The organism is Bifidobacterium colobi, assembly GCF_018555455.1.
In the GTDB taxonomy this organism is placed as follows: Bacteria; Actinomycetota; Actinomycetes; order Actinomycetales; family Bifidobacteriaceae; genus Bifidobacterium; species Bifidobacterium colobi.
On sequence record NZ_JAFEJU010000007.1, the window covers coordinates 22,561 to 43,397 of the forward strand.

The following is a 20,837-nucleotide window of genomic DNA, read 5'->3' on the forward strand; positions in this document are numbered from 1 at the left end:
TGTGCGGTTTTCTGTTTTGCGTTGGTATTGGCTAAGCTTGGATACGCTTATATGAATATGGAGAAAGTAGGTCTCATGAAGGGCATTATTCTCGCCGGCGGTTCGGGTACTCGACTCTACCCGCTCACGACAGTGACGTCGAAGCAACTGCTGCCGGTGTACGACAAGCCAATGATCTACTATCCGTTGAGCGTGCTGATGATGGCTGGGATCCGCGATATTCTCATCATTTCCACGCCGAAGGATTTGCCGAACTTTGAGCGGCTCCTCGGCGACGGCTCCCAGTACGGCGTGAACTTCAGCTACAAGGTGCAGCCTTCGCCCGATGGTCTGGCTCAGGCATTTATCCTTGGTGAGGAATTCATTGATGGTGAACCGTGTGCACTCGTGCTCGGTGACAACATCTTCTATGGCAATGGCCTTGGTCGCACGCTGCGCAAGGCTGTAGCAGTGGAGCACGGTGCTACCGTGTTCGGCTACTATGTGGATGATCCGGAGCGCTATGGTGTGGTGGAATTCGACGAGAACAAGAAAGCCATCTCCATCGTGGAGAAGCCGCAGCATCCGGCTAGCAACTATGCGGTAACGGGTCTCTACTTCTATGACGAGCGCGTGACCGAATTTGCGAAGCAGGTCAAGCCATCCGCCCGTGGCGAGCTGGAAATCACCGACCTCAACAAGATGTACCTCGAAGACGGAACCCTCAACGTGCAGACACTCGGCCGTGGTTACGCATGGTTGGACACCGGCACCATGGACTCCCTGTATGAAGCCGGCGAATTCGTTCGTACCGTGCAGCGCGCACAGGGTCTGCCAATTGCCGTGGCGGAGGAAATCGCCTACGAGAACGGATGGATCAGCAAGGAAGAGCTTCTCGAATCCGCTGAGCGTTACGGCAAGAGCCCCTATGGCAAGCACTTGAAGGATGTGGCGGATAACAAAATCATTATGAAGCCTCGTGAAAACCACTGATGAGATACGGGGTGCGGTGCTATGCCTGTATGTACTTTTGTTGTTATTGCCTATAACGTTGAGCGCTATATTGGCCGCTGCTTGCAAAGCCTCAAAGCGCAGACGGTGCAAGACTTTGAAGTTGTTGTAGTCAATGATGCAAGTACTGACGGTACGGTCAAAGCCATTCAGCAAGAGATAGATGGCGATGAGCGTTTTCGGTTTATCAACAAAGCAAGCAATGCGGGCGCTCATTTAGCGCGGCGTACGGGGGCGGCAGCCTCTCAGGGCAAATACGTTATCTTCGTTGACGGCGATGATTCCATTACGCGTAATTGCTTGGAACTTCTTCAGCCGGTGCTGGAAAATAGCGACTACGATATTCTCCGCTTCGGCCGTGACGTAATGCCGGCATCGTCAACTGAATCCGATGTTGCGTTTGCCTACGAGAATGAAGAAATGTTCAACCAAGGCGATGCCGTCTTATCGGGGCATGAGATTCTCGAAAGCATTTATTCCGAACGAACGCATCGCAATACTTGGAGCATCATTGATTGCGCGTTCAACGGTGATTTTGTGCGCGACGTTTTCGCTGAAATGACGGATTACCCATTGGGGCGTATGCAAGACTCGTATGAGATGTTTGTACTGTGTTCAAAGGCACGAACTATGCGCATGCTACCTGATGTGCGTGGTCTTCGTTACTATCTTGGCGCTGGTATTTCCGGTAGATCTCGAGAAACCCTGAACAAGTTCGACTACTTGCAAGAATCAGCAAGAAAAGACTATGAGCATGTAAATGCTTTCGCGCGTCTATGCGACGAAGCAGCCATAAGCGAGTGCGCCACGTGGCTAGGGCGGGAATATCTCCGAATCATTGGTAATGAATGGGTGACCCGTTTATCTCCTGACGATCAAGCTACTGCCATAGAGCATCTTCTGCTATCTTGGCGAGCCAAAGAAGTCAGCGATATCATGTCTGATCCTCTCATGGCCCGAGGTCGATGGCTGCTTGAGCAGGATATGATTCCAGCGAAGAATGATGAATTCTATCGTTGGGGCGCGGTGTTTGAACAGTCCGTTGTTCCCAAGCTTTCTGAGGAACAGTCATCTTCCTATGATGCTTATTACCAGCTGAAACACGATGTTGAACAGCATGTGGCCAATATTGTGCGGCGACGCGAAGAAGAAGCGCGTAAGCGTCAGTTGGAGGCTATTAAGCGCGAACAAGAACGCGGTTTTATACATCGGGCACTTAATAAAGTAGCGCCAGACGGTTCGTTGTGCCGCGATATGATACGCGTTGTACGTGCACATAGTCGGCGTGGCAAGTGATTACATTTCGGCTGTTGGTATTGGTTGAGGTTCAATGTTGTGGAAAGGGATGTTGTGAGCGCAGAAACAAATCATGTGAAGCGATTAGGAATCTTCTGCTTCTACGATAAGCAGGGGCGAGCGGCTCGTTTCATCAAAGTCTTTCTTGATGACTTGATGAAGAATCTCGATGATCTGGTCGTCGTAGTGAATGGCAAGCTGAACGATCAGGCTCGTCAGCTGTTTTTGCAGTATACCGATACCATCATCGTCCGTGAGAACAAGGGCCTTGATGTTGCTGCATATAAGCAAGCAATTCTGACTCTCGGTTGGGAGAAGCTTGAATCGTATGACGAAATCATTTGCCTGAACGATACCGTGATGGGACCGGTATACCCGTTCAAGGAAATGTTCGACGTTATGGACGCCAAGCCGGTGGACTTCTGGGGCATTACCGCATACGCGGGGGAGACCGTCAATAATGAGTCCATTCCTACGCACTTGCAGGCATATTGGCATGTGTATCGTCGTTCACTGGTGTCCGTCCCGGCCTTCCATGACTATTGGGAGAACATGCCGCTGTATAAGAACTACGCGGAAGTCACTCGCAAGCATGAGATGACGTTCACCAAGCATTTCGAGGATCTTGGATTCGCCTGGGCCTCATACGTCGATTGGAAGAAGTATCAGGGCTACTCTTCGTATCCGTTGCTGTATATGCCGGCACAATTACTGCGCGACGATCGATGCCCGATTTTTAAGCGCAGGTCGTTCTTCGTGGATTACAGCGCGTACTTCGATCAGACTGCCGGCCAGCCGGCTCTGGATCTCTATGACTATGTACGTGAGCACACCGATTACGACACTGACTTAATTTGGGATGCCATTCTGCCTTCATACAATATCGACGATATTCGTAAAGCCATGCATCTGGATTATGTGCTTCCCGCGAAGACTCTGAATCACCGGCATAATGAGAAACCTCGCTCGGCATTCATCTACCATATCTACTTCATGGATCTTCTTGAAGACACATGCCGCTATATTGCTGCACTGCCTGAAGAGACTGATCTGTACATTACATCCACGGAAGACAAGATTCCGCAGATTCGTGAATACATGCAGCAGCATGGCGTCAATCACTCTGTGAACTTTATCCCAGTAATTAATCGTGGTCGTGATGTTTCTGCGTTGTTGGTCGCCGCGTGCCCGGTGGTACTGAGCGGTAGGTATGACGTTATCGGATTCGCGCATGACAAGAAGTCGAGCCAGAATCAGGAGAACGGTCATCACGGCACCGAAAGCCAGGGCTTTGCCTATAAGCTCATGGAAAACACGTTGGGCAGCAAGGATTACGTTGAGAATATACTGACGCTCTTTGCTGACAATCCACGTTTGGGGCAGGTCGCTCCGCCGCCGCCCTACCATGCGCTGTATTTCGCGCACACCATTCCACATGATTGGGGTGCGAATTTTGCCATCACCAAGGACCTGCTGGAGAACAAGCTCAACATTCATGTGCCGTTGTCGCCGAATAAGCCTACGGCATCGGCAATGGGCTCCTGCTATTGGTTCCGTGTGGAAGCTTTGAAGCCGCTGTTCGAATACGGGTGGAAGTATGAGGACTTCCTTCCCGAGGGCGTTATGGGCGAAGACGGCACGATTTCTCACGCCATCGAGCGTGCCAATGGATATGTGTGCCAATCGCGTGGATACTACCCAGCATGGGTGCTTTCCGATCGATATGCTCGCATTGAAATCGATTCGCTGTTTTACACGAACGCAATGTTGATGGGATCCTCAGCTGGGGCGCGGCGTGGTGAGTCGTTGCTGAGCAATTTGTATGGTTTGCATAAAGCGACAACACATTGGTGGGCTTTGAAAGCTGCAATGCACAGGGTGCATCTTGGATTGCAGGTGGTTGCCGCTCACACTGTACGAAAGCTTCCTGAACCTGCGCAGGATGTGATTTATACGGCAGCATGGACGCCTATCACGGCCGTTCGATACGTGTTGGGTAAGGTGCGTGCAGGCATGCGTACATTAGTGAGACACTAATTCCATGCCATCGAGGCAATATGCGGGTGCCCGGTGTTCTTACTTCGCAAGTGGAGTAAGAGCACCGGGCACCCGCATTGATTCAGTCTCTTCTGAACAGGTCGCGCGTATAGACTTTTTTGCGCACATCGTCCAATTCGCTGTTCCAACGGTTGGAGATGATTACATCGGCTTCCTTTTTGAACGCTGCGAGATCATGCATAACCTTGCTGCCGAAGAAATCAGGAGCGTCAAGGGTGGGCTCGTAGACGATGACTTCAATGCCGCGGGACTTGATGCGCTTCATTACACCTTGAATGGCGGATTGACGGAAGTTGTCTGATCCGGATTTCATAGTCAGCCGGTATACGCCGACCACAGGTTTCGCGGTACCGCGTGCTTTGGCCTTCTCGATAAGCTCCTCGATTTCAGTGGCAATGAAGTCTTTGCGCGTGCGGTTCGACTGCACGATGGCCTCGATAAGGTTCTGCGGCACCTTATCGTAATTGGCAAGCAGCTGCTTGGTGTCCTTAGGCAAGCAGTAGCCACCGTAGCCAAAGCTTGGATTGTTGTAGTCGTCGCGGATTCTCGGGTCGAGGCAGACGCCCCTGATAATGGCGCGAGTATCGAGGCTGCGGCTCTCCGCATAAGTGTCGAGCTCATTGAAATAGGCCACGCGCAGCGCAAGATAGGTGTTCGCGAATAGTTTGATAGCCTCGGCCTCAGTCGGACCGACTACCAATTCGGGGATGCCAGTTGTGCCATCGGAGTTGACGCGATTCTTTTCATTTTCGTCCGCTCCTGCAGCAAGAAGCGCGACGAACTCTTTCGCTGCCGCTACTGCTGCTTCATCGTTTTGTGGCGCACCTGCCACAATACGGCTTGGATGAAGGTTGTCATACAGCGCATGCCCCTCGCGCAAGAACTCAGGGGAGAACAGAATGCGGTTATCATTCAACTGTTCGCGCAGCTGCTGCGTGTACCCTACCGGAATAGTGGATTTAATCACAATCCAAGCGGTGGCGTTGTATGTGCGAATAGCGGTGATGGCAGCTTCCACGCTAGAAGTATCGAAGTAGTTCTTCTCTGAATCATAATTCGTAGGCGTTGCGATAATGGCATAATCTGCGCCTGTGTATGCTTGCTTTGGATCAAGTGTGGCTTGGAAGTCCAGCGGACGCTCGCCTGACTTGTTGTTATCGAGGAATGCCGTTATCTCCTTATCGACAATCGGGCTTTTGCCATTGTTAAGCAGTTCAACCTTCTCCGGTACGATATCCAGCGCATGCACTTCATTGTGCTGGGCTAGCAGCAGCGCTACCGATAGCCCCACGTATCCGGTACCTGCAACGGCGATTTTCATATTCGCGTGCCTTCCTTGTGTAGTTCCACACTGTCTGTGAATCAGCTTAGCCGATATTCGGAGTAGCTGTTGTTGATCAGATGGCTTCTCTGATGATGCAGCAGTAATACGTGCAAAGAAATAGGTCTTCATTCGCTGCACTAATTTTGTTATCCGATTTCAAACGGTGCTGGCATCATGACAAATGGGGAATAAATATTCACATATAATAAAGGTATGTTTGCACCGTTGAAATACATCGTCACTGATGATGATGACTTACTTTACTATTCAAAGGGAAAGCTTGAAAAGCTCTGTCAGAGATTTGCTATCAAAGAATGGAAGAGGGTTTTGCTTCCCGGGGTCTCTGGGAGTTTATCTTTGGCCGGTCCACAGGTATCAGCAGCCTGTTCATCTATTATCGAGGATAAAGAATGTCGGAAAATACTGACTGAAGTTGGTAGGAAATTATCCGGATCAGCTTCAGAGCCACTCTGTTATGAACCCGCATTGAAGCAAGGCAATTTTGCTTTAGTGAGGGCTATCGCGAAATGCGGAACTATGTGGCCATGGGCGGGTACCGCCGAGGATTCTCCATTTAAGCATGTTGTTTGGTGGGTTGGACAGACTTCTGATTCATGGCTTCTCGCCTATGGAGATATCGCTAATTATATGGGGGATGAATGGCAAAAGGCGATGGATAAGGATAAAGCTAGTTGGTGGCCTTCGCGTGCTGATGCCTACATAAAACTAATAAAGGCGATGAGCGAAGGCGCTTTATCTGATGATTGGGTAGGTTTAGCTCCTGACAGTCTGTGTAATTGTTCCGTTGCAGGTTTGCGTGCGTCTTGCTTTGATGATGGTGTTTGGCGGGGACCTTTATTGCATGAGCGCAAAGTCGTTGAATTGATGTTGAGGATTGACTGTATAGAAGGGACAAAAGGTAAGAAAGAAGTCTGTGGCAGTCCCTTATGGGTTCGTCAAGTTGATAGACCTGTACCTGGTACGTATCTGACAGGTGAGAGAAAACTGGAGCCGGTAAATGGTTGGTCAGTCGCTTCAAGTGAGAACTATAGTTATGCAATTGCCGATTGGTGCGATGGAACTTGGTCAAATCCTCGATGGTCTCCTTGCTACTTGCCTTCTGGGCCCTTTACTCCGCAGGGAGTGCCAAGGTTGCCGGATTCGAATCAATTACCACAGTTAGACGACATTGAACGACTTCTAAGCGAGGAGATTCATTAATTAGAGGCTCGTGCCAGCTGACTTATTTAAAGATAATACGGTCTGTTTTTGTCTTGGCTTACAGTCGGTGCCGAACAAAATAAGTCATGTCATCTACTTCATTGCATGAATCTTACGATCATAGACCATGTTTTCGGCAGAACGAATGCAATACAACAGATGGCAGTGCAGACGTTGCAGCGGCGTGAGCTGGCTTACTAGCTCATGCATAGCCGCCACATCCTGCTCGTGATTCTTGCGGTCGGCCGCGGTCACGGTGAATTTCTTGCGATCTACTTCGTTTTCGAAGTGCACGTCTTTGCTGAGTCGCTTCAAGCCGTGGCCTTCGTCGCGCACGCTGGCCACCAATCCGAAGTAGTTGCGGCAGGGCACCACGCCCTGAGCGAGCGTGAAGCGGAAATTCTCGGCTGCGGACAGCGCATTGTCATGCCAGAAAGCAGCGGTGCGCTTGGAGTGCGTCACCGAGCCGGGCTCCTGCAGCCAGTAGTAGAGCGTCGCATCAACGTCGGCCACCTTGCGCATACGCGAATACAGTGGTCCAGCCATACGAATGTCCTGCGCATAATGACCCACCGGGAACCTCAGACCATCCCACAGTTCGCGCTTGTACAGTCTGCACCAGTTGGCCTCATTGAAGTAGCGTGCCTCGGTATTACGGCCGAGCTTCTCGCCAATCAATCTGAAACTCTTGCAGAATACGGACTGATAGGCGGTGAGCGGATGCTCGAACACGGTGATCTTGCCGGGTGCTTCGGCACCGTTTGCGGCCTCGGCGGACACAGTCTCCAGCTGCGAGACACCGAACTGGCGCCAGCGTCCCTTGCTCATATCCGCGCCGGTGCTTACCAGCGCGTGCAGTAGGTATTCGATGTTGCGGCTGTCGAGAATGTCATCGTTGTCCGAGAACGCGATGTATTCGCCATGCGCCGCGTCCAAACCAGTGTTCTGCGCCTTGGAAATACCGCCATTCGTCTGGTGGATTACTATCACGCGCGGGTCCTTCGCGGCGTACGCGTCGCAGATGACGGGGCTGGAGTCCTTGGCGCCGTCGTCCACCAGAATCACTTCCAGATTCGTGTACGACTGCCCCAGAATCGAGTCCACGCAGTAATGCAGATAGTCCTCGGCGTTATACACCGGCACAATGATGGAAACGAGCGGCTGGGAGTGTGGCATGAGTTCGTTCCTCTGGCAATTCTCTGTTGATGTGGTCATTCTCAGTATCCCATGATTATGCATCGTGATGTGTTTGGCAATGAGGATGTAATGTCGCGGGATGAACGAGCATGCGGTATGTAGAGCCCAGCATACAAACTATCGGCTATTGCAGGTGTATATCTCAATGCTGTTGTCCTTTTAGCTCAACGGTTAGAACAGCATCCTTTAAGCTGTGGGTTGTGGGTTCGAATTTCACAGGGGGCACAGTTCACTCCTTGGAGGCCACGCTTCCAAGGAATGAACTGTACTGGCGCCCGAATGGCGGAGGCGCCAACGCGTCAGCTGCTCACAGGCGCCACCCGAAGATTTCAGCCGCAATTACCGGTTTATTACTACAGTGCCTCGATTAACAGCTTCAGAAAATGTACGCGCAGTCCAAATCGGATAGCATCCAAGTTAATCGGATAGTTTGAACCATGATTTATCCGGTGCAGATCGTTGAAAAATCAAGGATTCGCGCCAAAGACCTGAGGCTTAATCGGATTTTTTCGGGTTTTAATCGGATACTTTTGACACGTTTGTAGATGAACCTTCCTCGTTTGGATACCAGATGGAACTTCTTCCGGCAAATTCATTACGGGCCAACCCACGAGTGCGCATGCTCGACAGTATGTTCTTGACTTTGTTTGATTTCTGCTCTTCTGTCAGGTTATTGACGAATGCTGGATATAGCAGGTCGTTGAGTTGCTCACGGGTGGCGTTGCCATACTGACGCAGATAGTCAAGAACCAGACTGATGTAGTACTCGTTGGAATGGCTCCGGGCACGAACGTATTCAGCTTGCGTACCGGTAGCATTAGCAATGGCTTCGGATACATACAGATTCGGTTTTCTACCTTCAATAAGCCCTTGTCTGCGGAGCCTGCGAGCTGTGGTGGCTGGTATCGGCTGGTGTTTTTGCACACGATCCAAAGCGAGTATGTCCTCGAATGGGAGGTTGCTCTTCAACATAAGCATGCGGGTGTATGATTCATCAACCACACTGCCATAGATGGTGAGTCGCACTTCGTTGGGGTCGCTCAGATCATAATCCGGCAACGGCAGATAACGGCTGGCCTGTGAACGGTTCATACGCTCAATACCGTAGCCAAGATGATCAATCATGTTTAGCTCGGTCATTGCTTGCACCATAAGCGGGTTGCGGTACCTCTTCGGAAGGTGTCCCTTGAGTGCAAACTCATCCGGGCTGCCCTCTACGAAACCTCCTTGGCTGATGAATTCCAGCCGGTCAGGGTATTCGGTCACGACAATGCGCGCATGCTGACGATAGTCTTGATGAGCGATGCAGTTGTGCAGCGCCTCTAGCACAGTCTGCTGATCATATTTTTCGATTTCACGTTGGATAAGCTCTCCTGGCGGCATCAAACGTATCTTGATATTGCGTATACGTTGGTATAAACGGGTGGTATTCAAAATGAATGGAGGCTGGAAATGCTCATATGCTTCTTCCTGCCCAACAAGTTTCCATGTCATTTCGGCCATCAGAGGACTCAACAAAGCAAACACCTGAGGCTTGCCTAGCAGCAGCAATGCGGTGCGAGTCAGACCACGGGCATTTAACAATCCCAGATGACGGAGGAAATCTTCGTCGCTCCACGATTCAACCTCTTCCGCACTGATACGCGGTGCATGCCGTTCAGTGAACGCTTGACGGGCGAAGCGCATCGCTTCTGGATCAATATCATCAATCGTGGCATCCGGAACCGTTTGCGCACTCCAATCGAACGCAGACTCCTGCACGCGAATCAGATCAAGCTTGTCCAAGCTCAAAGCGACCAAACTTTCGCCTGCGCGACCATAGAAGTGACCGTTCCATGCAATCGGCATCCCGCGAGGAGCTGGAGGAATCTCGAATAGCAGAATCCGTCCTTCAGGATGTTTTAACTCATAGATATTGCGAAACGTAATTCCCGGTTCAGTGCCATCGGAGATCTCATGCTTGAGACGTTGTAGTTTTTCTGCGTTCTGTCGATACTCGGTACCAATGATCCTGCGAGACCGGTCTTTCACCCCAAAAATAAGCCATGCCGAATCCGCGTCACGCAGATTCGCCTCATTGGACAGCGCCGAAACATACTGGCCGATTTCTCCGGTTGAGTATCCCTTGCCGCCTTCCTTGAATTCAACGACTTCGTTCTCCCAGTCGCGCATCAGATGGTTCAGCAGGTTCGTTAGCTCTTCGTCATTACGTTGGCCCATTGAGTGTTGCCTTCCAACAGATTATCCCAATTATTATTATCGTATGCAGTTTCACCGACCACTGTTAGATCGAGCCGTCGGCATATCGGGGATATGTTGACGGTCGATAGGTTGACTTGCGTTGGCGCGACTCCGGAGAATATGAACTGCTTTGCTGCCAAGATTTATCTGACCTGTGGCATGCTCGGTCTCAAAGCCGTCACCACTGCTAACCCATACCTACTGCAAACAGCGAATGGCGCAATTGTGTCATAGAACGTGTTATATGCACATTATTTCTGTGTCTTGGATGGTGCTGCTGAAATTGTTGGTGTCGCAGTCCATAGTTTCCGGATTTGTGCGTGGTTGCCTAGGTGAGAATACCGTTTGGTATATATACGAGTAACATTGATGTGACTAATACGTTGCGATGCTGGGATAAGTGCATTGCAGCGGAATGGTGGACGCAAGGATAATGAATATGACCGACTTCGAATACCCGGACCTGGTGATTGTTGGCGCGGGACTGTTTGGCTTGACTGTGGCGCAGCAGGCGGTGGAGCATGCGGGCGCTCGCGTGCACATCATCGACGTGCGCGACCACATCGGCGGCAACGCGTACTCCTACTTCGATCCGGAAACCGGCGCGGAAATCCACCGTTATGGCGCGCACCTGTTCCATACCTCCAACAAGCGCGTATGGGATTACGTGAACCGGTTCACCTCGTTCACCAACTACGTGCATCGCGTGTACGCCACGCATGATGGCGAAGTCTATCCGCTGCCCATCAACCTTGGCACCATCAACCAGTTCTTCCATGCGCACTACACGCCCGCCGAAGCGCAGCAGCTTATCGCCGAGCAGGCCGGCGAACTGGCCGGAACCGACCCGGAGAACCTGAACGACAAGGGCATCCAGCTGATTGGGCGCCCGCTGTACGAGGCGTTCATTAAGAACTACACGGGCAAGCAGTGGCAGACCGACCCGGCCGAACTGCCGGCATCCATCATCAAGCGTCTGCCGGTCCGCTTCAACTACGACAACCGCTACTTCAAGGACACGTGGGAGGGCCTGCCCGCGGACGGCTACACCAAGTGGTTCGAGCGCATGATCGACGATCCGCGCATCACTGTGGAACTCGGCGTGGACTTCTTCGACGAATCCCAGCCGTACAACAAGACGGCCCTGCAGGCCGCCGGCGTGCCGGTAGTGTACACGGGGCCGATCGACCGCTACTTCGACTACGAGCTCGGTGACCTGAAGTGGCGTACCGTGGACTTCAAGGAAGTCCGCTACGACGAAGGCGACCACTTCGGCTGCCCGGTCATGAACTTCTCCGACGCCGACGTGCCGTACACGCGCGCCATCGAATTCAAGAATTTCAACCCGGAGCGCGCGGCCTCACAGAACCCGAACAAAACCGTGGTGTGGGAGGAGTACAGCCGTTTCGCCGAGCGCGGCGACGAACCGTACTACCCGATCAACACGGACGCGGACAAGACGCTGTATGCGCAGTACGAGGCGAAGGCCGCGGCCGAGCCGAAGACCGTGTTCGGCGGACGTCTCGGCACGTACAAGTACTACGACATGCATCAGGTGATCGACACCGCCCTGACCGCGTACGAGAGCCAAGTCGCGCCGCTGCTGGCGAAGTAGTGCTGCATATTTGATGGCCGGATTCCGGGGATTGCGTCGCCAGCCATAAGGTTTTGCGACGGATTCCCCGGAATGCGTCGTGGAACGTATCGTGAAACAGTCCTTTTGCGACGGATTCCCCGGAATGTAGCGAGTGAGGCGCCGGATTGCGACAGATTCCTCGGAATCTGTCGCAAACTCAAAAGAGCTATTGCTCGAGCTATTGCTCGTTATTGGCGGCAGGGGCGGTAACTCGTATGCGGACCACTCCCTGTACGTGTCAGCAGTTTCTTACTGACTAGGTCATTGATGGTCTTTATCGCAGTCGATTGAGATGCTCCAGTCACCGATTGCGCCTGTTTACGAGTAATGCTGCCATGCTCTTTGGCATAATCAAGAATCTGTTGCTGTCTGGTTGGTAGATCAGCAGTTTGCGTTGAAGCAATCCCCTGCGGGAGTTCTTGCGTAGATGAAGTTTGCGCTAAGCCGACATTTTCGCGCTGGTGCTTAGGAAGAATGAGTCGGAAAGCGTGATCGCTGATATCGAACGTAGGTTGAACGGCCTCGTCCTGGTAGTCTCCCATAATTCTGCGAATGCCGGTGCCGTATGCTTCAACGAGCTTGAGACGATAAAACACGTTGGCTAATTTAGGGTTGCGCTGCGAGGAAATGCCATTCATCATATCCGCACGAGTAAAGTTTCCGAGCAATCCGCCAAGGTTCATAAACTCCATGTGGTTGCTGAAGATGCTAATGAGCGCTGGTCCTGAGAGGCCATAATCACGGTGAACAATGAGATTGAGCATTGCTTCGCGTAATACCAGTGGAGAATACTCATAGTTATCTACGCGTCGCATGGTTGCATCCGTATATGAATGCACTGCATTATGACGTGATATGAATTCGCTGACTTGGCCGAATTGGGTGAGCAGCGAACCTGTGAATTCCTGTCTGTTCAGAAAAACTTCTTTGACTTCGTCGGCGAATACGGCTGCTTTGATTGAAGCAGTGCATTGGTCGGAGAGCAGCCAAGCCAGATTGGTATAGACGTCATCGGCGTTGGTGAGCCCGAGTGTACGTTGTGATTGCGGTGTAAAAGGCAATCCCGCATCGGCGAATGCTGTCTGTGCCGCAGTGAAAGTGAGCTCTTGGTTGAGGGAAACCGCGTCTTCGAAGGAATCACCTGCTGTTTGCTTGATCATGTCGATAATGGCTGACTCGGAGGCCGGGATAGATGCCGCTCCTGAGCGGATATATACACCGGCAGGTCTGATTCCTTTATCGGCTAAATAGTAAGGGCGGTGGGCGCCACGTTGTATGTGGACGGCTACGACCGGTACGTTATGGATGTTTTCGTTCTCGGCGGAAACAAAGTTCATCACGTCAGGTCGGATACCATCGGAAATTGCTTGTGTAGCTCGGCGCATGGTTTCGTCGATGTTGTCGACGCCGGTTACATCTCCGTTGTCTTCAACGCCGATATAGATGGTTCCTCCGTCGGTGTTAGCAAATGCGACGGCTGATCGTTTGGCTCCATCGACCCACTTGCGCTTGAATTCCAGATGCGGACCTTCTATTAATGCTGATTCTGTCATCAGAATGCTTCTTGCTGGTATCTTATCGCTATCTTCTATCTTATCGTATCTTATCTTCTATCTTATCGCGATAAGGTGTTAGATACGATAAGATTCGGCGTCGAGGACGTGCCTGCGCCGCTGCTTGCGGCGAAAAGGTGCGCGAGACAATACATATCGGTAGTAGGCTTAGTGACTATGAGACTTGCACGATTTTCTATGAATGATGCGCCGCGCTATGCCTTCGTGCAGAAGGACCCGGTTGACGGCAAAGACTACCTCATCGAACTGGACGGCCATCCGCTGGCCGGCGACCAGGTCAAACCCACGGGCAATCGTTACGCGGTGGACGCGGACGGCGTACGCCTGCTTGCCCCGGTTCTGCCGTCCAAGGTGTACGGTCTGGCCAAGAATTACGAGGCCCACGCACAGTTCATGCACGAAGCCGGTCACTCCGAAATCGCGCACGCGCCGGAGAACATGGTCATATTCACCAAGCCGTCCACCTCGGTGATCGGCCCGGACGACCCGATTGTGTATCCGGCCTGCTCCAAGGATATGAACTTCGAGCCGGAAGTGGCTGTGGTGATGGGTCGCATCGCTAAGAACGTGCCGGTCGAAAAGGCCATGGACTATGTGCTTGGCTTCACCTGCGTGAACGACGTGACGCTGCGCGACCTGCAGGGTCTCGATCCGACCTGGACGCGCGCCAAGGGCTTCGACACGTCCTGCCCGCTCGGTCCGTGGATCGTGATGCGCGACGACCTTGACTGGAAGGACGCGAAGATTTCCTTCACTCTGAACGGTGAGGACGTCCCGATGGCATCCGGCACCACCGCGAACCTCATCCACGGTATTCCGGAACAGATCGCCGCAATCTCCTCGTTCTCCACGCTGCTGCCGGGCGACGTCATCATGACCGGCACCCCGAACGCGTCCGGTCACCTTGATCCAGGCGACGAAGCCATCGTGCACGTGGAAGGCATCGGCTCTCTGCGCAACGTAATCGTGCGCGCCTGACACCTAAGCGCTAAGCTACCGGTGACTTAGCGGCATAGAGGCAGTAACTGCGCGTCCAGAAGAATGCGGCGCGCAGCTACTGCCTCTTTTGCGTGCTGAACAGGCAGTACGTGCGCGAGGAGTGCGTCAATCCGCGCACCTACTGCCGCTTATGTGTCACGAGCAGGCAGTAACTGCGCGGGCGCTGCGCCGCTTGCCAAGCAAGCGCGCACCATTTTCCAATCCAGCCAGCAACATCATGGGGAAGAGCGGCACAAAATAGCGAAGCTGAGGCGTGTAGACGCCGCTCATCGAAGACGGCGTGCCCTGCAACCACATTATTGCCAAATACGTAGCCAGAATTGTACCCATTGCCATGATGAAGACAATCAACCAAAACAGGCTCTCTCGCCAGTGGCGCGGCTTGACAATGGCATTGCCCAATATTGCGAGCAACACAAGGCCGAAGAACAGCCAGATGGCGAGCAGCATCAGTGGTGAGCGGAAATGCCCCTGCAGATGGCTGAAGCTGTACCAAAGAGCATTGATGGCCGGTCGTGGGTCATGCAGCAATCCGGAAGTGCGTGCATGCACTTCTGCAGGAGATACCGATGCGGGATTGGAAACGAACGCTGCAGTCATCTTGAGCCAAGCGAACACCGCGGCGAACGATAATGCGATTGATGCCGCAACGGTGAGTCGCTCTTGCCGGCTCGTCGATTTATGCACAATGAGCAACGCAGCCGGAATGAAAATCAGAGGCATGAATGCGAACTTGGTTAACGCAATCAGAATGCCGATACTGCCGATAATGGCGTAATCAAGCCATTGGGGAGGGCAGCTGGCGGCTCGCATCAGTAGGCAGGAGAACAGAATAATCAGACCTTGCGTAAGGCTGTCTGCGGAAATCGCAAACGAAAAATGATAGATAACCGGTGGTGAGAGCAGCAGCAAAGCTGTCGGTAATCGCCAACGTTGCAGCGCGGCGATGCCGCAGGCGGTGAGTGCCGCGTACACGAGTAGCATAATGCCCTCGGTGAGATAGTATGTTGTCGCTGCGTTGAGATTTAGTGCTTTGCCGACGCCGAATCCGATGATTTGCGGCACATATGAAACCGGGGAATATACAGCGGTGTTGTTGTATGGTACGTCTGCGCCGGTGCTGTCGTTTGCGGTGATGCTGTCAAGATTGACGACGCCCGCATCAAAGGATGGATCATTGTGCTGAGTGGACAGTTCAATCCATTGCCAATCGACTTTGCCGCCATAATTGTATTGGGCGTCGCGGTGATAGCCGGAGATCGAATCTACTGGTCTTGCCACGATGTCGCCATTGACTATGCCGGATACGCGATATACATGTTCCCAAAGGTCCGGGATTCTATTCATCTGGGTGTGTGCCATCCACAGACCGCCAAATGCGATGGTGAGCGTGGCAAACAATGCTACAAAGAAACGGCTGTTGATGAATGCCGAGATGGATCGTCGCTGTATTGGCATGGTTTGGGCTTTCCTTTACCTGCAGGGTTCGCCAAATCTATGTGTCTCAGTATAGGGCTGGTGTATCCGGGTAGTAACTGCGCGTCCTGACGGGTGCGGCGTGTGCATGGCGCGTACATAGTGAGGGTTTTACGGGCGAAATCCTCACTAAGTATGCGGCTCGACGAACGTGTCGCAAACATAGTGAGGATTCGGGCCTCAAAATCCTCACTAAGTATGCGGGTGGTGCGTTCAGCCGCGTACATAGTGAGGATGATGAGGGGCGAACGGTGAGGTATGTGGTAGTGCTGCACGCTGAAAAGTAAAACTTGAGTCACCCTCGCTCAAGTTTTGGGAATAGAATGGTCTCTAGGTCGGTTGAACGAGTCAGAACATGACACGAATGCCTGCCTGCGGGCGTGCGGCGTGACATGCGGGATGCGGCTTCTGCCGTGCAATCCATGGATTGTGCGGTTCGCGGACTGTGCAATCCACGAACCGTGCGGTAGTCGGATTACACAGCGTTTCGAGCCGTGTGCCGCATTTTTGCAGCTACCGTGCTGCCGCCACGCAGCCACCGCGCAGCCGTCTGCCGGCGGGCATACAAGAAGACTTTGGAGGAACACATCATGGAACAGAAGTTCACCACCATGGCCCAAGAGGCCGTCGGCGACGCGATTCAGAGTGCGTCCGCCGCTGGAAACGCGCAGGTCGAGACCCTGCATGTGATGGATGCGCTGCTGCGCCAGGAAAACGGCGTGGTGCGCTCGTTGATTGAGGCCGCAGGTGGCAATGCACAGGCCATCGGCGCCGCCGTGCGTAACGCGTTGGTCGCGCTGCCGAGCGCATCCGGCTCCACCACTTCGCAGCCGCAGGCCAGCCGTCAGCTGACCGCCGCCATCGCCCAGGCTGAGAAGGAAATGCAGCAGATGGGCGACGAATACGTCTCCACCGAGCACCTGCTCATCGGCATCGCAGCCAGCAAGCCGAACCAGTCGGCTGAAATCCTGGAGAAGAACGGCGTGACTGCCGCGGCACTGCGTAAGGCCGTGCCGAGCGTGCGCGGTGGCGCGAAAGTCACCAGTCCGGATGCGGAAGGTTCGTACAAGGCACTGGAGAAGTACTCCACCGACCTGACCGCCGCAGCCAAGGAGGGCAAGCTCGACCCGGTGATTGGCCGCGATCAGGAGATTCGTCGCGTGATTCAGATCCTGAGCCGTCGTACCAAGAACAATCCGGTGCTGATTGGTGAGCCTGGCGTGGGTAAGACCGCAGTCGTGGAGGGCTTGGCCCAGCGTATCGTGGCCGGCGATGTGCCGACTACCCTGCAAGGCAAAAAGCTCATCAGCCTTGACTTGGGCTCGATGGTGGCCGGTTCCAAGTACCGTGGCGAATTCGAGGAGCGCCTAAAGGCCGTTCTGAACGAAATCAAGAACGCCAACGGACAGATCATCACGTTCATCGATGAGATTCATACCATCGTGGGCGCGGGCGCTGCCGAGGGTTCGATGGACGCCGGCAACATGCTGAAGCCTATGCTGGCCCGTGGCGAGCTGCGCCTCATTGGCGCGACCACGCTGGACGAATACCGCGAGAACATCGAGAAGGACCCGGCTCTGGAGCGTCGTTTCCAGCAGGTGTTCGTGGGCGAGCCGTCCGTGGAAGATACCATCGCCATTCTGCGTGGTCTGAAGCAGCGTTACGAGGCGCACCACAAGGTCACGATCGGTGATGACGCGCTGGTCGCCGCCGCGACGCTCTCCAACCGGTACATTTCCGGCCGTCAGCTGCCTGATAAGGCCATCGATTTGGTCGATGAGGCGGCTGCCCACCTGCGTATGGAACTCGACTCCTCCCCGGAGGAGATCGATGAGCTCCAGCGCAAGGTGACCCGTCTCGAGATGGAGGAGATGCAGCTCAAGAAGGCTGAGGACCCGGCATCCAAGGAGCGCTTGGGCAAGCTGCAGGCTGAACTCGCGGACACCCGTGAGAAGCTCAGCGGTCTCAAGGCGCGCTGGGATGCGGAACAGGCTGGCCATAACAAGGTGGGCGACCTGCGTGCCAAGCTCGATGACCTCAGGGTGCAGGCGGATAAGTTCACCCGTGAGGGCAACCTGGCCGAAGCCTCCAAGATCTTGTACGGTGAGATTCCTTCCATCCAGAAGGAACTCGCCGCCGCCGAGAACGCGGACGCCGAGTCCAAGGGCACCGGTTCCACCGACCCCGCTCAGGAGCCGATGGTCCCGGACCGTGTGGACGCCGACTCCGTGGCTGAGATCGTGTCCGACTGGACAGGCATCCCCGTGGGTCGCCTGATGCAGGGCGAAAACGAGAAGCTCCTGCACATGGAGGACTACCTCGGCAAGCGCGTGATTGGCCAGAAGGAAGCCATTGCCGCCGTATCCGACGCTGTGCGCCGTTCGCGTGCTGGCATCTCCGACCCGAACCGCCCGACCGGTTCGTTCCTGTTCCTCGGCCCCACCGGTGTGGGCAAGACCGAGCTGGCCAAGGCGCTCGCGGACTTCCTGTTCGACGACGAGAAGGCCATGGTGCGTATCGACATGTCCGAGTACATGGAGAAGGCATCCGTGTCTCGTTTGATCGGTGCCGCTCCTGGTTACGTGGGCTACGAGCAGGGTGGTCAGCTGACCGAGGCCGTACGCCGTCGTCCATACTCCGTCGTGCTGTTCGACGAGGTCGAAAAGGCCAACCCGGAGATCTTCGACGTGCTGCTGCAGGTGCTCGATGATGGCCGCCTGACCGATGGCCAAGGCAGGACCGTGGACTTCAAGAACACGATCCTCATCATGACCTCCAACTTGGGTTCGCAGTTCCTCGTGAACGAGGATCTGGACGAGGACGCCAAGAAGAAGGCCGTGATGGACTCCGTGCACATGAACTTCAAGCCGGAGTTCCTGAACCGTCTGGACGACATCGTGATGTTCCACCCGCTCACCCGTGAGGAATTGGGCGGTATTGTGGACATCCAGGTCAACAGCGTGGCCCAGCGCCTGACCGATCGCCGCATCACGCTCGACGTGACCGACTCGGCTCGCGAATGGCTCGCCAACACGGGTTACGATCCGGCGTATGGCGCTCGTCCGCTGCGTCGCCTGGTGCAGACCGAGGTCGGCGACCAGCTGGCTCGTATGCTGCTGGCCGGCAAGGTTCACGACGGCGACACCGTGCTGGTCGACCAGACCGGTGGCGAACACTTGGAGCTCTCCGCATGGGCCAGTGACCAGATCATCGGCGATGACCCGGACGTGAAGGTCGACAACGTCTCTGAAGACAAGTGACGCTGGCGTTGGCGTCGTGACGGGCATAGACCCGCATAGAGACGCGTATGAGTCCTAATAATGGTGGCTGTGGCAATCCGCAGCCACCATTTTGCTTTTTCTGAGGCTGTTTTGCGTGCTATCTGCGTTACAAGGGGTTGATTTGGTCCTTGTCGGAGGTCTATCTGCGTTACAAGGGGTTGGTGTCCGAGTATATCGGCAATCAAAATGGCGGAATAACGGTGGTGCCATGCCGCTGATAGACAGGGTCTAACGGTTAAGGAACCCCTTGTAAGCGAGATAGACCTTCCGTAAACCAGAAATCAACCCCTTGTAAGCGAGATAGCATGGTTTGCGCGGCTTACTTGGTGCTTCAGCCAGTACGAGCCTATGAATACTGTGGTCAAAGATCCGAAAAGCTCCGCCTGTCCGCCTGAAGCCTGAAGAGAGGAAAGCCATGACCGGACGATTTGCGCCTACGCCTTCGGGCCGTATGCACATCGGCAACGTGTACGCCATGCTCGCGGCATGGCTGTCCGCCCGCTCCCGCGGTGAACGCATGCTGCTGCGCATCGAAGACGTGGACAAGCCGCGCGTGATCGAAGGCGCGGACCAGCTCATGATGGATGACCTGCGCTGGCTCGGCTTCGACTGGGACAATGCCGCTGCGCCGATGTATCAGTCCCGCCGCACCGAGCGCTACGAATATGCGCTCGAATGCCTACGCTCGCAAGACGTGCTGTATCCCTGCTTCTGCTCGCGCGCGGACATCCGCGCCGCCTCCGCGCCCAACGAGGGCGACGGATTCATGCTCTACCCCGGAACCTGCCGCCGACTGCTGCACGAACATCCCGAGGAAGTACAGGCGCGTCTTGCTCGTGGCGACCAGCACTCCATGCGCATCGCGATGCCGCAGTCCTTACCAGAGCGGGAGGCGTATTTCGACGATGGCGTGTACGGGCGTCAGACATATGACCTTCCGCGCGAAGTCGGCGATTCGGTAATCCGCAGAGCCGATGGACTGTTCGGTTATCAGCTGGTCGTAGTCGTCGATGATTTAGACATGGGCGTTGACGACATTGTGCGTGGGCGCGATCTGCTGCGATCCACGGCATTGCAGATGTGGATTCGGCGCTGCCTGCTCGCCGGCGGATTCAAACCGGAGCACAGTGCGGAGGCTGCGGCTGAGGCCAGAACTGTCGCGCCAACAGTTGCTTCGGCAGTCGTAGCGTCTGCCTCAACCGCCGCGCCAGCGTACGCGCATCTACCATTAATCGACAATGCTGCCGGCCGTCGCCTCGCCAAGCGCGAACGGTCGCTGGACATGGGAGCATTGCGCGCTCGCGGCGTCGCTCCGGAGCAGATCATCGGATTCTGCGCATGGCTGTTGCGACTGCGCTCAACCTCCGAGCCAATCGCTGCCGCTGGTCTGCTGGATGATTTCAGCTGGCAGCCACTGCGCGCCGATCATCCCGACCGTGCGCTGGACCCTGCGGATCCCAATACGCCGCAGTGGCTGGCGGACGCGCTGTAGTCGACTAGTTGACGTTGACTACAGCAGCCCAGCGTGCGGCCAAGCCCGAAGC

The 20,837-nt window shown here is 54.4% G+C and carries 13 protein-coding genes; 8 read left to right on the forward strand and 5 right to left on the reverse strand.

Annotated elements, in window-relative coordinates:
- Nucleotides 1–75 precede the first annotated feature (75 nt).
- From rfbA to JS530_RS09095, 3 genes are read left to right on the forward strand one after another with little or no spacing between them, the layout of a single operon-like run.
- A complete protein-coding gene (rfbA, locus tag JS530_RS09085; protein ID WP_214376847.1) occupies nt 76–972 on the forward strand; it encodes a glucose-1-phosphate thymidylyltransferase RfbA in 897 nt (298 codons plus the stop codon).
- Nucleotides 973–993: 21 nt separating this feature from the next.
- Entirely contained in the window at nt 994–2,286 is a 1,293-nt protein-coding gene (locus tag JS530_RS09090) for a glycosyltransferase family 2 protein (protein WP_214376848.1), read from the forward strand.
- A 54-nt stretch (nt 2,287–2,340) separates the two neighbouring features.
- Entirely contained in the window at nt 2,341–4,323 is a 1,983-nt protein-coding gene (locus JS530_RS09095; protein WP_214376849.1) for a rhamnan synthesis F family protein, read from the forward strand.
- An 82-nt stretch (nt 4,324–4,405) separates the two neighbouring features.
- On the opposite strand, the gene JS530_RS09100 is transcribed toward JS530_RS09095, so the two are convergent.
- Nucleotides 4,406–5,665 (reverse strand): nucleotide sugar dehydrogenase, encoded by a 1,260-nt coding sequence (locus JS530_RS09100; protein WP_214376850.1) that lies wholly within the window; start codon nt 5,663–5,665, stop codon nt 4,406–4,408.
- Nucleotides 5,666–5,881: 216 nt separating this feature from the next.
- Here JS530_RS09100 and JS530_RS09105 point away from each other — a divergent pair, with 216 nt between their 5' ends.
- Nucleotides 5,882–6,889: a hypothetical protein gene (locus JS530_RS09105; RefSeq protein WP_214376851.1), complete on the forward strand. Its 1,008-nt coding sequence runs from the start codon at nt 5,882–5,884 to the stop codon at nt 6,887–6,889.
- 93 nt (nt 6,890–6,982) lie between these two features.
- Here JS530_RS09105 and JS530_RS09110 read toward each other — a convergent pair whose 3' ends face one another.
- A complete protein-coding gene (locus JS530_RS09110) occupies nt 6,983–8,065 on the reverse strand; it encodes a glycosyltransferase family 2 protein (protein WP_214376852.1) in 1,083 nt (360 codons plus the stop codon).
- A 537-nt stretch (nt 8,066–8,602) separates the two neighbouring features.
- Nucleotides 8,603–10,306, reverse strand: coding sequence for an RNA-binding domain-containing protein (locus JS530_RS09115; protein WP_214376853.1), 1,704 nt, complete (start codon nt 10,304–10,306; stop codon nt 8,603–8,605).
- Between the two features lie 460 nt (nt 10,307–10,766).
- Between JS530_RS09115 and glf the strand changes: the two genes are divergently transcribed.
- A complete protein-coding gene (gene glf, locus JS530_RS09120; protein WP_425350867.1) occupies nt 10,767–11,942 on the forward strand; it encodes a UDP-galactopyranose mutase in 1,176 nt (391 codons plus the stop codon).
- 209 nt (nt 11,943–12,151) lie between these two features.
- On the opposite strand, the gene JS530_RS09125 is transcribed toward glf, so the two are convergent.
- The gene (locus JS530_RS09125; RefSeq protein ID WP_214376855.1) at nt 12,152–13,516 is read right to left on the reverse strand and encodes an RNA-binding domain-containing protein; all 1,365 of its coding nucleotides are present in this window, start codon (nt 13,514–13,516) and stop codon (nt 12,152–12,154) included.
- A gap of 177 nt (nt 13,517–13,693) precedes the next feature.
- Here JS530_RS09125 and JS530_RS09130 point away from each other — a divergent pair, with 177 nt between their 5' ends.
- Complete coding sequence (locus tag JS530_RS09130) at nt 13,694–14,515, forward strand: fumarylacetoacetate hydrolase family protein (RefSeq protein WP_214376856.1); 822 nt, start codon at nt 13,694–13,696, stop codon at nt 14,513–14,515.
- Nucleotides 14,516–14,671: 156 nt separating this feature from the next.
- Here the strand turns inward: JS530_RS09130 and JS530_RS09135 are convergent, their stop codons facing one another.
- Nucleotides 14,672–15,994: a DUF2142 domain-containing protein gene (locus JS530_RS09135; RefSeq protein WP_214376857.1), complete on the reverse strand. Its 1,323-nt coding sequence runs from the start codon at nt 15,992–15,994 to the stop codon at nt 14,672–14,674.
- A gap of 608 nt (nt 15,995–16,602) precedes the next feature.
- Here JS530_RS09135 and clpB point away from each other — a divergent pair.
- Both clpB and JS530_RS09145 read left to right on the forward strand, forming a co-directional pair.
- Nucleotides 16,603–19,272 (forward strand): ATP-dependent chaperone ClpB, encoded by a 2,670-nt coding sequence (gene clpB / locus JS530_RS09140; RefSeq protein WP_214376858.1) that lies wholly within the window; start codon nt 16,603–16,605, stop codon nt 19,270–19,272.
- 436 nt (nt 19,273–19,708) lie between these two features.
- Nucleotides 19,709–20,785 (forward strand): glutamyl-Q tRNA(Asp) synthetase, encoded by a 1,077-nt coding sequence (locus JS530_RS09145; protein WP_214376859.1) that lies wholly within the window; start codon nt 19,709–19,711, stop codon nt 20,783–20,785.
- The last annotated feature ends 52 nt before the right edge of the window (nt 20,786–20,837 follow it).